The organism is Paraburkholderia tuberum STM678 (genome assembly GCF_902833905.1).
Classification (GTDB): domain Bacteria; phylum Pseudomonadota; class Gammaproteobacteria; order Burkholderiales; family Burkholderiaceae; genus Paraburkholderia; species Paraburkholderia tuberum.
Genome location: NZ_CADFGP010000035.1, coordinates 1 through 15,572 on the forward strand (window position 1 = coordinate 1; position 15,572 = coordinate 15,572).

Consider the following 15,572-nt stretch of genomic DNA (forward strand, 5'->3'; position numbering starts at 1 on the left):
ACGAAACGAAGCTCGCTGGAGCAATCCAGTCGTCAGGAAACGCCGGATACGTGATCCGTACGTCCGGTGTTGTGGGAGGACGGCGGGGGCAACCCCGCCTCCTACCCGATCGTCAGTAACGCAACTAACTGTCAGCATTTCCACACTCACCACCTCCCGCACCCGTCGCCAATGTTTTCAGTTTTTGTTGACAAAAACTGGCTGCCCGTACTCGTCTTGGCATTATCAAAACCGGGTAAGATTCCCGCCAGACAGCCGAGCAGCTTGGCTCGCAGCCTTTCGCTGACGCAACGCAGCACAAAAACTGTCGAAAATCGACGCAAAAATTGTTGACAATATTTGTGTCCGTCCTATGATGACCAACATACCGAGACGCCAACCATGTCCGACCCCGAATCCGTCGCGAACAGTTCGAAGCCCGAAGCAATCGCCGAGCGCATCCGCGCGGCGATCCTCGAGCACCGGCTGGCACCCGGCGCGAAGCTCACCGAAGCTCAGCTATGCGAAGTATTCGGTGTGAAGCGCGGCCCCATCCGCCAGGCGCTGTCGCAGCTGGCGAGTGAGCGCCTCGTCGATCTCGAGCCGAATCGTGGCGCGTTCGTCGCGAGTCCGTCGTTGCAGGAGGTGCACGAGGTGTTCGAAATGCGCCGCATCATCGAGCTGGCCGTCGTCGAAAAGATCTGTAGCGGACACGGCATGCGGCGTCTGAAGAACATCGGCGGCATGATCGGCCGGGAACGCAGGGCATTCGAAACGCGGGATTTTCCGGCATGGATCCGCTTGTCGGGCGAGTTTCATACGGAGCTCGCGAACCTGACCGGCAACTCAGTGTTGTGCGATTGCCTGAACGGGCTGGTCGCGCGTTCCACGCTGATTTCCGCGCTGTACGAATCGCTCGGACGCAGCCCGTGCTCGTTCGAGGACCACGAAGCGATTCTCGCCGCGCTCGACGCCGGCGATGCGAAGCAGGCGGCCGCGCTGATGTCTCACCATCTGCAAAGCGTCGAGTTGAAGATGCTGGAGCGCCCCGCGCGCGGGGCAGCGGATCTGCATGAAGTATTCGGCGCGCTTGCGTCGAAAGAAGCATCCACCTAGACAGCCGAAGCCGACTCCACCCCAGGCTGAGGCAAGCAGCAGGCGAGCGCCCGTTCGTGGTGCGCGCCGCACTGAATTGAACTGAACCGATAGATGCACGGCCAGGCGGCCTCGCATGAGCGCCGCCGGCCTGAACACGCACGTCCGTCGCGAGACGACGGAGCTCGGGTAGCGACGCATCGCCGGAAAGCCGCGGCGGCTGGCGATGCGACAACCACAAGTACGTCAGTACGGAGACACGCGCGGCACGGTCCGGGACCACGACGCCGACTTCTTCGACCCATGCGGGACGAGAAGCGAGCAACTGGCATGGCCGATGCAATGTCCGTCGATGCTCTTTCGACGGTCCCTATCCAAAGGAGGAATCATGGCTCAGTTCAGTGCAGCGCCAGGCAGTCACCCCATCTCCAACTATCCGGACGGCACGGCTCAAACCGATCCGTCGATGCCGGCCGGCTACAGCGAGCGGCTCTACAACAAGGACCTCGCGCCGCTGCGCGCGCAGAACTGGAGCGCGTACAACATCTTCGCGTTCTGGATGTCGGACGTGCATAGCGTGGGTGGCTATGTATTCGCGGGGAGTCTGTTCGCGCTCGGCCTGACGAGCTGGCAGGTGCTGGTGTCGCTGCTGATCGGCATCACGCTCGTGAACGTGCTGTGCAACCTGATCGCGAAGCCGAGCCAACTGAACGGCGTGCCGTATCCGGTCGCGTGCCGCGCGACCTTCGGCGTGCTCGGCGCGAATGTCCCCGCAGTGATCCGCGGCCTGATCGCGGTCGCGTGGTATGGCATCCAGACCTATCTCGCGTCGAGCGCGCTCGTGATCGTCGTGCTGAAGTTCGTGCCGCAACTGCTGCCGTACGCGGACGTGCATCGGCATGGCCTGCTCGGTCTGTCGACGCTCGGCTGGGCGGGCTTCATGCTGCTGTGGGTACTGCAGGCGCTGGTGTTCTGGCACGGCATGGAGACCATCAAGAAGTTCATCGACTTCGCCGGGCCAGCCGTCTACGTCGTGATGTTCATTCTCGCCGGCTACATGGTGTATCGCGCGGGTTGGCGCAACATCGGCATCAACCTCGGCGGCGTCAAATATCACGGCATGGAAGTGGTGCCGGTGATGATCACGGCGATTTCGCTGGTGGTGTCGTACTTCTCCGGACCAATGCTGAATTTCGGTGACTTCTCGCGCTACGGCAGGAGCTTTCGCAGCGTCAAGCGCGGCAACTTCTGGGGCCTGCCGGTCAACTTCCTCGCGTTCTCGCTCGTCACGGTGATCACCACCGCGGCCACGCTGCCGGTGTTCGGCGAACTGATTACGGACCCGGTCGAGACGGTGGGCCGCATCGACTATCCGATGGCCGTAATTCTCGGCGCGCTGACCTTCACGATCGCGACGATCGGCATCAACATCGTCGCGAACTTCGTGTCGCCGGCCTTCGACTTCTCGAACGTTGCACCGCGTCTGATTAGCTGGCGCGCGGGCGGCATGCTCGCGGCGGTCGCGTCGGTGTTCATCACGCCGTGGAACCTGTTCAACAATCCGGCCGTGATCCACTACACGCTCGACGTGCTCGGCAGCTTCATCGGGCCTTTGTACGGCGTCCTGATCGTCGACTTCTACCTCGTCAAGCGTCAGAAGATCGTGCTCGACGATCTGTACACGGTCGCGCCGAGCGGCTCGTACTGGTATCGCAACGGCGTCAACTATCGCGCGGTGGCCGCGTTGCTGCCGGCCGCGCTGATCGCGGTGATCTGCGTGATGGTGCCGGGGCTCGACGGCTGCGCGAATTTCTCGTGGTTCATCGGCGCGGGACTCGGCATGCTGTTTTACCGGATGCTCGCACGCTGAGTTTCACGGGCTTTCGTCGCTGCAATAACGAGTCGAACAGGAGTCGCCATGCGTATCAAACTGATCAATCCGAACACGACGCGCCGCATGACCGAGGCGATGGGGCGCTGCGCGCGCGACGTCGCCGCGCCCGGCACCGAAGTGATCGCCGTCAATCCGACGATGGGGCCGCCGTCGATCGAGGGCTATTACGACGAAGCGCTCGCCACGCCCGGTCTGCTCGCCGAAGTCGAGGCGGGCGAACGGGACGGCTGTGACGGCTACGTGATCGCGTGCTTCGGCGACCCCGGTCTCTATGCGGCCCGCGAGTTGGCGCGCGGCCCGGTGATCGGCATCGCCGAGGCGGCGATGCACGCGGCGAGCGTGCTCGCGCCGGGCTTTTCGGTCGTGACGACGCTCGCGCGCACCTGCGGCATGGCCTGGCATCTGGCCGAGCGCTACGGCATGAAGCGCTTCTGCCGCAACGTGCGTGCGACCGACGTCGCCGTGCTCGATCTCGACCAGCCGGGCTCGGCGGCGCGCCGCATCATCCTCGACGAATGCCGGCGCGCGCTCGCCGAGGACGGCTCGGACGCGATCGTGCTCGGCTGCGCGGGCATGGCCGAGCTGTGCGCGGAGATCGAGGATGCGCTCGGCGCGCCGGTGATCGAAGGCGTGACGGCGGCCGTCAAATGGACCGAGGCGCTGGTGACGCTGCGTCTCGCGACGGCCAAGCGCGGCGACTACGCGCGGCCGCTCGCGAAGCGCTACGACGGCGCGCTCGCGTCGTTCAGCCCCGGTCCGCTGCGGGTAAACGCCGAGTCGGCGGACTCGCACATACACTCGCTGTAACACGCACTATCTGCCCGGCTGTATGGGCGCACCGGGGTGTTTTCGCTACACTGGGTCAACTCGGCGCTGCGGTTTCCGCAGCCGCTGAAGCCGCCCGTTGCGTGGCTACACGTGTGAACCCCGCATCGTTGTCGAGGGGTTTCGAACCGCGTTCACGCGCATTCCTGGTCCCGTCACTACGCATCCGTCAAACCATGCCACTCGACCCGAACTACCCGCGCGATCTGATCGGCTACGGCCGCCACCCGGTGCATCCGAACTGGCCGGGGCGAGCGCGCGTTGCGGTGCAATTCGTCCTCAATTACGAAGAGGGCGGCGAAAACTGCGTGCTGCACGGCGATCCCGCTTCCGAGCAGTTCCTGTCGGAGATCGTGGGCGCGGCGGCGTATCCGGCGCGGCACATGAGCATGGAGTCGATCTACGAATACGGCTCGCGCGCGGGCGTGTGGCGCATTCTGCGCGAATTCGAAAGGCGCGACCTGCCGCTGACGGTGTTCGGCGTCGGCATGGCGATCGAACGGCATCCAGAAGTTGCGCGGGCGTTCGTCGAACTCGGACATGAGATCGCGTGCCACGGCTATCGCTGGATTCACTATCAGGACATGTCGCCGGAGGAGGAGGCGCAGCACATGCGCCTCGGCATGGAGGCGATCGAGCGCGTGACCGGCGTGCGGCCGCTCGGCTGGTACACCGGCCGCGACAGTCCGAATACCCATCGGCTGGTCGCCGAATATGGCGGCTTCCTGTACGACTCCGATTACTACGGCGACGACCTGCCGTTCTGGATGGACGTCGAGGTGGCGGGCGGCAAGACCGTGCCGCAACTGATCGTGCCGTACACGCTCGACACCAACGACATGCGCTTCGCCACCCCGCAAGGCTTCAACACCGCGGACCACTTCTTCACCTACCTGCGCGACGCATTCGACGTGCTGTACGAAGAGGGCGACGAAGTGCCGAAGATGCTGTCGATCGGCATGCACTGCCGGCTGCTCGGGCGGCCGGGGCGTTTCCGGGCGCTGCAGCGCTTTCTCGACCACATCGAGCAGCACGATCGCGTGTGGGTGTCGCGGCGCGTCGATATCGCGCGGCACTGGCACGAAACTCATCCTTACCAGCAAGACAACCGCGAGGCTGCGGCATGAAGGCGATGCAATACACCCTGGACCAACTCAACAGGATCTCGACCGACGCGTTCGTCGCGGCGCTGTCGGGCATCTTCGAGCACTCGCCGTGGGTCGCCGAAGTCGCGGCGCGGGAGCGGCCGTTCGCGAGCATCGACGAGCTGCATCGCAGGATGTCGCAGATCGTCGAAACGTCTGGCGAGGACAAGCAGCTCGCGCTTATCAACGCGCACCCGGAGCTGGCCGGCAAAGCCGCGGTGCGCGGCGAGCTGACCGCCGAGTCGACGCGCGAGCAAAGCGGCGCGGGTCTCGCGCAATGCACGCAGGAAGAGTTCGACAAGCTGCATGCGCTCAATCAAGCGTATCGCGAGAAATTCGGTTTTCCGTTCATTCTCGCGGTGCGCGGCTACGACCGCCACGGCATCATCGCGGACTTCGAATCGCGCGTGAACAACAGCCGCGCCGACGAACTGCGCGCGAGCCTCGATCAGATCTATCGCATTGCACGTTTGCGGCTCGACGACCTGATCGGCGCGTGACGCGCATTGCGTCACGCAGCGAGCCGTAACGTTTTTCCCGCACCAATCGATCTCAAGGACGACAAAGATGGCACTTCCGATTCTCGACCCCAACGCACCGGAATTCACGCGCCGTTACGTGAACCTGGCGGACCCGCGTCTGGGCGCGCAGGCGCTCGAGGCCAGCGACGAATTCTTCGCGCCGAAGGACCGCATGCTGAATCCGGAACCGGCCGTCTTCATTCCGGGCAAGTACGACGACAACGGCAAGTGGATGGACGGCTGGGAAACGCGTCGCAAGCGCACGACCGGCTACGACTGGTGCATCGTCAAGCTCGCGCGGCCCGGCGTGATCAAGGGACTCGACCTCGACACGAGCCACTTCACCGGCAACTTCCCGCCGGCGGCGTCGGTGGAAGCGGCGCGCGTTGCGGATGGCGAGCCGAATCAGGCGACGCAATGGACCGAGATCGTGCCGTCGACCACGTTGCAGGGCAATAGCCACCACTACCTCGAAGTCGGCGACGCGAGCGCGTATACGCATCTGCGCGTGAACATCTATCCGGACGGCGGCATCGCGCGTCTGCGTGTTTACGGTCAGCCGCAGGTCGACTGGGCCGGCGCGAGCCGCACCGAGCAGTTCGATCTCGCGGCGATGGAAAACGGCGCGTATCTGGTCGGCGCGAACAACCAGCACTTCGGCGCGGCCTCGACGCTGCTGATGCCGGGTCGCGGCGTGAATATGGGCGACGGCTGGGAAACGCGTCGTCGTCGCGAGCCGGGCAACGACTGGGCGATCATCGCGCTCGCGCAGCCGGGCGTGATCCGCAAGATCGAAGTCGACACCGCGCACTTCAAGGGCAATTATCCGGATCGCTGTTCGATCCAGGCCGCGTCCGTGAAGGGCGGGACCGACAGCTCGCTCGTCACGCAGGCGATGTTCTGGCCGGTGCTGCTCGGCGAACAGAAACTGCAGATGGACGAGCAGCATTTCTTCGAGAGCGAGATCGCGGCGCTCGGGCCCGTTACGCATGTGCGCTTCAACATCTATCCGGACGGCGGCGTGTCGCGTCTGCGTCTGTGGGGTACGCTCGAATGAAAACGCTCGCCATCGAAGCGCTGACGAAAGCGGCGTTCGCCGCATTCGGCGACGTGATCGAACTCGAAGGCGCGAAGCAGATTCCGATCAACCTCGGCACGACGATCCGCTATCACGACCTCGCGAAAGTCGACGTGGCCGACGAGCACGGCCGCACGCTCGTCAATCTGTTTCGTGGCCAGCCGCGCACGCTGCCGTTCGAAGTGAAGATGCTCGAGCGTCATCCGCTTGGCAGCCAGGCGTTCGTGCCGCTCAACGACAAGCCGTATCTGGTCGTCGTCGCGCCCGCGGGCGAACTCGACACGAAGAAGATCCGCGCGTTCGTCACCACTGGCTGGCAGGGCGTCAACTACGCGAAAGGCGTGTGGCACCATCCGCTGATCGCATTGGGCGAGACGAGCGACTTTATCGTCGTCGATCGTGGCGGCGAGGGGCTCAATCTGAACGAGCAGGATCTGGCGGAGTCGCTGTGGCTCACGGAAGATGCGCTGAGCGCGGTGGCGTTTTGATGGCGTTGCTGCTGCCGGGTCGCCGGCAGCGTTGTGGTTCGAAGAACAGGCCCGCGACGTGCGTTACGTCGTGGGCTTTTTTGCATGGATGGCGATCACTTGCGCCTGCCAAGCAGCGGCGAATGCCCAATGACTTCCCTTGACCGTTCGGGCGGCTCCGGCGCCGAAAATCCCGCTGCTTCGATGGCCGGCTTGAGCCCCCTGAATTGCAGGCTTTTCTTCGGCGAGCGCAGCGATGTCATGCCGTCGTCCCATGCATGCAGCATCTGCTTGGCGAGCGCACGCCACTGCGGTTCGTTGCGCGCTGCTTCGATCAACTCGTGGCCGACGTCGACAGCGGAGTCGCACAGCGCTTCAACCATCTGCGCATATTGCCGCGGGGCGATGCCCATGCGTGTGTTGAAAAATCGTTCCAGCGTTTTACCGGCTGCCCAGGTTTTGCGGCCGTCGACAGGCAGCCCGGGCGGATTGGCTGCGAAGCGCGGATAAGCCTGGGTCGTCACGACATCGTAGACGGGCGTGAACGCAACGTCGTCGACCGAGGTATAGAACAGTGCGACGTTCTTGGTGTGGCAGTCCGCATTGCGCACGACGTAGTTCGTCAGCAAATGCCAGCCGAGCTGCTGGAGTTGCATCCGCATGGTGTCGCGATCGAGCAGATACGCTCTTGCCGCGTTGAGCATTTTCTCGCTCGTCGAATGGTATTTTTCGTGCGGCGGCAAGCCGAGCAGACCGCACAAGTCTTCGACGCCATACGCCGGCAGTCCCTGCGCGTCGACATCGAAGCGCTCGACGACGAGCGCCCTGCCATCGTCCGACATCCGCGTGCGCGCAACGGGCGCCACTCCCAGCCGCTCCAGCACCCGCATCGAATGGAACTCGTTGAAACCGAGAAAGGGCGTGTTGTCGTCCGAACCTTTGACGATGTGACGGCTCGTTCGAATCGTCGGCTTACCGAGCTGCACCGGTGTCGATGCGGCAGACTGCGCCTGCGGCGCGATGAACTTCGGCACGACGCCCGAAATGGCCGCTCGCGCGTATTCACGTACGAGTTGCGCGAAATGTTCGGCGGTGTTGTCGCCGTGCAGGATGTGCTGGACGTCGAGCGCCTGGAGTTCGGTGCCCGGCGCCACGCCTTCGGGCGTCACGGTGACCCGGCCGATCCCCATCGAGCCCACGACGGCGAGCAGTGACAGGTCGGTTCCGTCGAGCAAGGGCCCGAATTGCTCGCGGATCAGATTCAGCAGATAGCCTTCAGGCAGGTTCTGCCGGAAAAACGGATGCAGGTCGCGTGGCCAGCGCCAAGGCTCTTCGCGCACCGGCATCGTCAGGCTGACGAAGTCGGCCGCGCTCGCATCGCCGTTATATTTGAGGACATAGTCGTCGCGCTCGCGAAACAGCGTGGCAACGTTCTTGCCTAGCACCTGAACGTCGAGCTTCATGGCTGCGCGTCCGGGCTGCGCTGTTCAGCGAGGATGTCTTCCAGCGTGCGGCCATGTCCATGCGCGACGAACTTGAGGTCGTAACCGGCAACCTCGAGCAGGCGCACGAGCACGGACACGCTCATATCGTTCCTGGCGAGGGTTTCCATCCGCGCGACGGTCGTGCGGGCCACGCCCGCGCGGCGCCCAAGTTCTTCCTGCGATAGTTTGCTGTCGCGTCGCACGGCTTTCAGCATGTCCGAGACATCGGCGAGGGTGGTCATTTGTAGCCTCAGGGCGTCAAACTCAACGTATTTGACATTTATTGTAGCCCAAGAGACACAACAAGGTTATTCGTATTTGTGTCTCCAAGGCTACATTTTATGTATCTTTGCCAATTTTTGTAGCCCAAGGGCGACAAATTCCGCACGTCACCTTCCCAAACAACAACGGGCTTGCCGCTCTCGCGACAAGCCCGCTTCGCACTCCAGCCTCTGCCTCGGCACCGGCTCCGTGATCCGGACAGACGTCCTTACTTCGCCGCGCCGCCTTCGAACCACGCGGCGATCTTCATCCGCTCGTCGTCGGTCATATGCGTGACGTTGCCGAGCGGCATCGCCTTCAACGTGACCGCCTGCTGGTAAATGCGCTGCGCGTTCTGCGAAATTTCGTCGGGCGTATCCATCAGCACGCCGGCGGGCGCGCTGCCCATCATCGTCGGATGCGCGGAGTGGCAGGCCACGCAGCGCTGCTGCAGCACCGGCGCGATGTCGGCGACCTTCAGCGTCGGCGCGTTGGCGGCCTGCGCCTGCGGCACCACCGGACGCGGCATGGTCCACACGAGTGCCGTGCACATCAGCGCGACGCCGACGATCGGCAGATACCACAACACCTGGCCGCGATGGCGCATCACGAAGAACTGACGGATCAGCGCGCCGGCCAGCATGATGACGACGAGCACCGCCCAGTTGTACGGATGCGTGTAGGTCATCGCGTAGTGGTTCGACAGCATCGCGAACACGACCGGCAGCGTGAAATACGTGTTGTGCACCGAGCGCTGCTTGCCGCGCTTACCGTAGATCGGGTTCGGCGTGTCGCCCTTCAGCATCGCGTCGACCATCTTGCGCTGGCCCGGAATGATCACGAAGAACACGTTGGCCGACATGATTGTCGCGAGCATCGCGCCCATGATCAGATACGCTGCGCGGCCCGCGAAGATATGGCAGGCGAGATACGCCGCGATCAGCACATAAACGCCGACGCAGATGCCGAGAAGTTTGTCGCGTGTGCCGAGAATGCGGCACAGCGAGTCGTAGACGATCCAGCCGGCCCCGAGGAAGCCGATTGCCGAGGCGACGGCGACCACCGGCCCCATGTCGAGCACGTTCCTGTCGATCAGGTAGGTGCTCGGCGAGAACAGATACAGCACGGTAAAGAGACCGAAGCCCGACAGCCACGTCGTGTACGACGGCCATTTCGACCAGTGCAGGTCTTCGGGCATTTCGGGCGGCGCGACCGTGTACTTCTGCATGTTGTAGAAGCCGCCGCCGTGCACGTGCCACAGCTCGCCGAACACGCCGCGACGGCGCTGGTTCGGATCGGTCGGCGGCTTCAGGCTGTTGTCGAGCGCGACGAAATAAAACGATTCGCCGATCCATGCAATGGCGGCGACGACGTGGAACCAGCGAATCGCGAGGTTCAACCAGTCGGTGATAAAGCCTTCCATGAAACTCCTCCACTTCTGATTCGTTGCGCGCGCGATGACGTTCGACGTCGTCGGTCATCGCGCCGACTGCGGATAGAAGACGCAGCGCGGGTTGTTATGGGTATCGCGGGGCGTTGTGCCTGTCCAGGTCTGTTCGCGCCGGTTCGGACGCGGCTCGCATCCAGCAGGGCTAGCTGCCCCGATACGTGCTGTACGAAAACGGCGACACCAGCAGCGGCACGTGATAGTGCGCGTCGGCATCGGCGACGCCGAAGCGCAGCACGACGCGATCGACGAAGCGTGGTTCCGGCACCTTCGTGCCGAGCGAGGCGAAGTAGTCGCCCGCGCCGAACACGAGTTCGTACTCGCCCGCGACGAGCGCGTCGCCTTCGAGCAGCGGCTCGTCGCAGCGGCCGTCGTGATTGGTGAGCGTGGTTTTGAGCGCGCGGCGCGTGTCGCCCGCGAGCGCGAAGAGTTCGACCTTGATGCCTGCGCCGGGACGGCCGTTCGCGGTGTCGAGCACGTGGGTAGTGAGCTTGCCCATTCGCAATTGTCCTTGTGTGAATGCGAGGTGTCGGCGGCGGCCCGATCCATTACGTTTGCGGCGGATCGAGGCTCCACGTCAGTGGCTACATACCCGTCGGCGAATCGAAGCGAGCGCCGTGGCAGCCATTGTAGAAAGGATGCTCTGTCCCGAGCGCGAGCGATAGGAAAGATAATAGTTCGCGCATGATGGACAGCCAGACGAAAGCCGCGCCGGCTCATCGGCCGATCGTACCGGCGCCAAAAATGCACCACTATATTGGCGGTGTGAAGTTGGGTATCGCAACCGCGCGGGTTGTCAGCGGGATTTTGGCTACCGAAGGTAAGCGCTGTGCGGCGCGACCCACCCGTGCAAAGGCAGGCCTTTGGCACGGACAACCCCGAAGACGGCGACTCACGCTGGGTAACCGGGCCAATGGCGTTCAACGGAACGCGACGGCACGGTGGCGTGCCGCCGCATCGCGTTCGAACGGCTTTGCATGCAGGCAATCAGGCGGACAGACGAATGACGATGAATGAAGCACTGAAACAACCCGGTAAGACGATGCTCGTGAAGCACGCGGACGTGCTGGTCACGATGGATGACGAGCGGCGCGAACTGCGCGACGCCGGGCTGTATATCGAGGACAACCGGATCGTCGCGGTCGGACCGACCGCGCAACTGCCGCAATCGGCCGACCAGATACTCGACCTGCACGGCCATCTCGTGATTCCGGGCCTCGTCAACACGCATCACCACATGTACCAGAGCCTCACGCGCGCGATTCCCGCCGCGCAGAACGCCGAGTTGTTCGGCTGGCTCACGAGCCTGTACAAGGTGTGGGCGAACCTCACGCCTGACATGATCGAAGTATCGACGCTGACCGCGATGGCCGAGCTGCTGCTGTCGGGCTGCACGACGTCGAGCGACCATTTGTATATCTATCCGAACGGCAGCCGTCTCGACGACAGCATCGCGGCCGCGCGCCGAATCGGCATGCGCTTTCATGCGGCGCGCGGCAGCATGAGCGTGGGACGCAAGGACGGCGGCCTGCCGCCCGATTCGGTGGTCGAGCGCGAAGCGGACATCCTGAAAGACACGCAGCGTCTGATCGAGACGTATCACGACGATGGGCGCTACTCCATGCTGCGCGTCGTCGTGGCGCCGTGCTCGCCGTTTTCGGTGAGCCGCGACCTGATGCGCGAATCGGCGGCGCTCGCGCGCCAGTACGGCGTGTCGCTGCATACGCATCTGGCGGAGAACCTCAACGACGTCGCGTACAGCCGCGAGAAGTTCGGCATGACGCCGGCCGAGTATGCGCACGATCTCGGCTGGGTCGGCCATGACGTATGGCATGCGCACTGCGTGCAACTCGACGACGCGGGCATTGCGCTGTTCGCGCGCACCGGCACCGGCGTCGCGCACTGTCCGTGCTCGAACATGCGGCTCGCGTCGGGCATCGCGCCGGTCAAGCGCATGCGGCTCGCGGGCGTGCCGGTTGGGCTCGGCGTCGACGGCTCGGCGTCGAACGACGGTGCGCAGATGGTCGCCGAAGTGCGCCAGGCGCTGTTGCTGCAGCGCGTCGGTTTTGGGCCCGATGCGATGACCGCGCGCGAGGCGCTCGAAATCGCGACCCTGGGTGGTGCGCGCGTGCTCAATCGCGACGACATCGGCGCGCTCGCCCCCGGCATGGCCGCGGATTTCGTCGCGTTCGATCTGCGTGAGCCGCATTTTGCCGGCGCGCTGCACGATCCGGTGGCGGCTCTGGTATTCTGCGCGCCGTCGCAGGTCAGCTATAGCGTGATCGACGGCAAGGTGGTGGTGAAGAATGGGCAGTTGGCGACGCTCGAACTCGGGCCGGTGATCGAGCGGCATAACGCGCTCGCGCGGCAGCTTTACGAGGCGGCCGCTTGAGCTCGAGCGGAACGGGCGGCACTCGCGCCGCGCCGCGCGCAAGCCGCGAGTCGCTGATCCATGAGCGGCGGCGCCAGTGCGATCGGCGCCGCATGCGGCGTCAGCACTTGTCGATCAACGTCCGGGTCGCCTCGCCAACCACGCCGCGCAGCCAGCGCACTTCGTCGGAGTAATGCACGCGCTCGTGCCACAGCTGGTAGTACTGCATCGGCGGAAAGTCGAGCGGCGCGGGCATCACGGTCAGCGGCAGGAACTTCGCGTAGTAGTCGGCAAAGAGGCGCGTCGTCGTGAAGATCAGATCGGATTTGATCAGCACGTACGGCGCGAGATTGAAGTAGGGCAACGTGACGACCACATGGCGCTTGAGCCGCTCGCGCGCGAGATGCACGTCGATCGCGCCGCGCTGGCCGACCGAATACGGCGTCGGCGCGAGATGTGGCGCGTTCAGGTACTGGTCGAGCGTGAGCCCGCCGCGTTTGGCGAACGGATGCGTGTTGCTCATCAGGCACACGATCTGATCGACGAACAGGTTCGACAGATGCAACTGCTCGGGCGGCTCCGGCCAGTTGCCGACCACGATGTCGAGCTTGCCGTCCTCGAGCGCGAGTTCGTAGTCGAACGCGGGGCCGAGCGAATGGAATTCGAGCGTCGCGTTCGGTGCGGCCTTGCGGAAACGTTCGACGACCGTCGGCACGAACAGCACGTTCAGGTAGTCGGGACAGCCGATCCGGTAGCAGCGGATCGACGTGGCTGGATCGAAGTTGTGCTGCTGGAACTTGATGCGCTCGATTTCGCGCAGCGCGTTCTGCACCGGTTCGAGCAGGCGCAGACCGTACTCGGTCGGCACCATGCCGGACTTGCCGCGCACCAGCAGCGGGTCGCCGGTGATGTCGCGCAGACGGCGCAGCGCCGCGCTGATGGCGGGTTGGGACTGGTTCAGTTTGACGGCGGCGCGGGTGACGCTGCGCTCCATCAGTAGCGTGTGCAACACGCGCAGCAGGTACGTGTCGATCGCCTCGCGTTGCTGGCTCATGGATTCTCCGAATATATGTGCAGGCTGATCGAACTAACGTGAGGGTATATGCGTTTTAATATGGACGAAAAACGGCGTCAAGGGCGACATACCCGCAGAGCTTGTAGCGGCGGGGGTTTGCGGGAATTTTGTCAACTCGACTGAGTGGGGCGAATTAGGTATTGTCATCCGGTTGTGGTGACGGATCGCCCGCCGGCGGGGCGGACCGATAGTCCGCAATCCGGCGGCAATCCGGCGGCAAGCAGGCGGCAAGCAGCGTCACGAACGCACTACGGAATCTCATGAGCGACACTCCACTTAGCGACGGCGCGCAACTCACCGGCCAGGCGGTGCCTCGGCTCGCGCTGACGGGCATCACGAAGCAGTACCCGGCCGTGCGCGCCAACGACGAAGTCACGCTCGTCGTCGCGCCCGGCGAAATCCACGCGGTGCTCGGCGAGAACGGCGCGGGCAAGAGCACGCTGATGAAGATCATCTACGGCGCCGTGCGACCCGACGCCGGCGAGATCCGTTGGGAAGGCGAGACGGTCGACATCGCGAGTCCGGCGGCCGCCCGCAAGCTCGGCGTCGGCATGGTGTTCCAGCACTTCTCGCTGTTCGAGACGCTGACGGTCGGCGAAAACATCGCGCTCGCGCTCGACGAACCGTTCGATCTGAAGACGTTGGCCAAACGCATTCGCGAGGTGTCGGCCGACTACGGGCTCGACATCGATCCGCAGCGGCATGTCCACAGCCTCACCGTCGGCGAGCGGCAGCGTGTCGAGATCGTGCGCTGCCTGCTGCAGAATCCGCGTCTGTTGATCATGGACGAACCGACCTCGGTGCTGACGCCGCAGGCGGTCCGCAAGCTCTTCACGACGCTGCGCCGGCTCGCGGCCGAGGGCTGCAGCATCCTCTACATCAGCCACAAGCTCGACGAAATCCAGGAGTTGTGCGACACCGCGACGGTGATGCGCGGCGGTCGCGTGACCGGCCATGTGACGCCGAAGAACGAGACGCATGCATCGCTCGCGCAGTTGATGGTCGGCCACTCGCTGCCGGACTACACGCGGCGCGAGCACAAGCCGGGCGCGGTGCTGCTCGACGTCAGGCAGTTGTCGGTCGCGAGCGACGATCCGTTCGGCACCTCGTTGCGCGACGTGTCGTTCAGCGTGCATGCGGGCGAGATCTTCGGCATTGCCGGTGTGTCGGGCAACGGGCAGGCGGAACTGCTCGCGGCGTTGTCCGGCGAGAAGCGCGCTGAACAACGCAGCCTGCCGGCCGACGCGATCACGATCTGCGGCAAACCGGCCGCGCGCCTCGGCGCGGGCGGGCGGCGCGCGCTCGGCTTCGGCTTCGTGCCTGAAGAGCGGCTCGGCCGCGGCGCGGTGCCGGCGATGAGCCTCGCCGACAACGCGCTGCTCACCGCGCACCGGCAGAGCATGGTCAACTCGGGCTGGATCAAAACGGGTGTGATGCGCGCATTCGCGAAGCGCTGCATCGACGCGTTCGACGTGCGCTGCGGCGGCCCCGACGCGCTCGCGCAAAGTCTGTCGGGCGGCAATCTGCAGAAATACATCATGGGCCGCGAGATTTTGCAGGCGCCGAAGGTGCTCGTGGTCGCGCAGCCGACGTGGGGCGTCGATGTCGGCGCGTCGGCGTTCATCCGTCAGCAACTGCTCGATCTGTCGGCGCGCGGCGTTGCGATTCTGGTGATCTCGGAGGAACTGGAAGAGCTGTTCGATATCTGCGATCGCATCGCGGTGCTCGCGGGCGGGCGGCTTTCGCCGGTGCGCGCGACCGGTGCGACCAACGCCGAGGAAATCGGCCGCTGGATGGCGGGGCTGTTCGGCGACCGCGAGGGCGCGGCGCCCGCGGCGGATCAACCGGCGCATGCATGAGGCGAGGCGTTGCCCGCCGGCCACGCCAACACGCTAACCACGCACGCGAATGCGGACCCTGAAGAACAGAA

General features: G+C 64.5%; 14 protein-coding genes. 9 read left to right on the forward strand and 5 right to left on the reverse strand.

Annotation, left to right across the window (positions count from 1 at the left end):
* Positions 1-381 precede the first annotated feature (381 nt).
* The 7 genes from HWY30_RS26475 to HWY30_RS26505 all read left to right on the forward strand — a co-directional run bounded on the left by HWY30_RS26475 (position 382) and on the right by HWY30_RS26505 (position 7,025).
* The gene (locus tag HWY30_RS26475) at positions 382-1,095 is read left to right on the forward strand and encodes a GntR family transcriptional regulator (protein WP_090800528.1); all 714 of its coding nucleotides are present in this window, start codon (positions 382-384) and stop codon (positions 1,093-1,095) included.
* Positions 1,096-1,462: 367 nt separating this feature from the next.
* The gene (locus tag HWY30_RS26480; protein WP_090800526.1) at positions 1,463-2,944 is read left to right on the forward strand and encodes an NCS1 family nucleobase:cation symporter-1; all 1,482 of its coding nucleotides are present in this window, start codon (positions 1,463-1,465) and stop codon (positions 2,942-2,944) included.
* 48 nt (positions 2,945-2,992) lie between these two features.
* A complete protein-coding gene (locus HWY30_RS26485; RefSeq protein ID WP_090800525.1) occupies positions 2,993-3,775 on the forward strand; it encodes an aspartate/glutamate racemase family protein in 783 nt (260 codons plus the stop codon).
* A gap of 194 nt (positions 3,776-3,969) precedes the next feature.
* Positions 3,970-4,920, forward strand: coding sequence for an allantoinase PuuE (gene puuE / locus HWY30_RS26490; RefSeq protein WP_090800523.1), 951 nt, complete (start codon positions 3,970-3,972; stop codon positions 4,918-4,920).
* A complete protein-coding gene (uraD, locus tag HWY30_RS26495) occupies positions 4,917-5,438 on the forward strand; it encodes a 2-oxo-4-hydroxy-4-carboxy-5-ureidoimidazoline decarboxylase (protein WP_090800522.1) in 522 nt (173 codons plus the stop codon). Before puuE ends, uraD begins: the two co-directional genes overlap by 4 nt.
* Positions 5,439-5,505: 67 nt before the next feature.
* On the forward strand, positions 5,506-6,516 hold the full coding sequence (gene alc, locus HWY30_RS26500) for an allantoicase (protein ID WP_090800520.1): 1,011 nt from the start codon (positions 5,506-5,508) through the stop codon (positions 6,514-6,516).
* The gene (locus HWY30_RS26505) at positions 6,513-7,025 is read left to right on the forward strand and encodes an ureidoglycolate lyase (RefSeq protein WP_090800519.1); all 513 of its coding nucleotides are present in this window, start codon (positions 6,513-6,515) and stop codon (positions 7,023-7,025) included. The genes alc and HWY30_RS26505 overlap by 4 nt, the downstream gene beginning before the upstream one ends.
* Before the next feature lie 95 nt (positions 7,026-7,120).
* Here the strand turns inward: HWY30_RS26505 and HWY30_RS26510 are convergent, their stop codons facing one another.
* The 4 genes from HWY30_RS26510 to uraH all read right to left on the reverse strand — a co-directional run bounded on the left by HWY30_RS26510 (position 7,121) and on the right by uraH (position 10,695).
* Positions 7,121-8,467 carry a type II toxin-antitoxin system HipA family toxin gene (locus tag HWY30_RS26510; protein ID WP_090800517.1) on the reverse strand — a complete coding sequence of 449 codons (1,347 nt, stop codon included), beginning with the start codon at positions 8,465-8,467 and terminating at the stop codon, positions 7,121-7,123.
* Positions 8,464-8,730 carry a helix-turn-helix domain-containing protein gene (locus HWY30_RS26515; protein ID WP_090800516.1) on the reverse strand — a complete coding sequence of 89 codons (267 nt, stop codon included), beginning with the start codon at positions 8,728-8,730 and terminating at the stop codon, positions 8,464-8,466. The genes HWY30_RS26510 and HWY30_RS26515 overlap by 4 nt, the downstream gene beginning before the upstream one ends.
* A 248-nt stretch (positions 8,731-8,978) precedes the next feature.
* Positions 8,979-10,172 carry a urate hydroxylase PuuD gene (locus tag HWY30_RS26520; RefSeq protein ID WP_090800514.1) on the reverse strand — a complete coding sequence of 398 codons (1,194 nt, stop codon included), beginning with the start codon at positions 10,170-10,172 and terminating at the stop codon, positions 8,979-8,981.
* A gap of 169 nt (positions 10,173-10,341) precedes the next feature.
* Positions 10,342-10,695, reverse strand: a complete 354-nt coding sequence (gene uraH / locus HWY30_RS26525) for a hydroxyisourate hydrolase (protein ID WP_090800513.1) — start codon at positions 10,693-10,695, stop codon at positions 10,342-10,344.
* A gap of 504 nt (positions 10,696-11,199) precedes the next feature.
* Between uraH and HWY30_RS26530 the strand changes: the two genes are divergently transcribed.
* Positions 11,200-12,588, forward strand: coding sequence for an 8-oxoguanine deaminase (locus HWY30_RS26530; RefSeq protein ID WP_090800512.1), 1,389 nt, complete (start codon positions 11,200-11,202; stop codon positions 12,586-12,588).
* 100 nt (positions 12,589-12,688) lie between these two features.
* On the opposite strand, the gene HWY30_RS26535 is transcribed toward HWY30_RS26530, so the two are convergent.
* Positions 12,689-13,621 (reverse strand): LysR substrate-binding domain-containing protein, encoded by a 933-nt coding sequence (locus tag HWY30_RS26535; protein ID WP_090800510.1) that lies wholly within the window; start codon positions 13,619-13,621, stop codon positions 12,689-12,691.
* Between the two features lie 281 nt (positions 13,622-13,902).
* Here HWY30_RS26535 and HWY30_RS26540 point away from each other — a divergent pair, with 281 nt between their 5' ends.
* Positions 13,903-15,501 (forward strand): ABC transporter ATP-binding protein, encoded by a 1,599-nt coding sequence (locus tag HWY30_RS26540; protein WP_090800509.1) that lies wholly within the window; start codon positions 13,903-13,905, stop codon positions 15,499-15,501.
* The last annotated feature ends 71 nt before the right edge of the window (positions 15,502-15,572 follow it).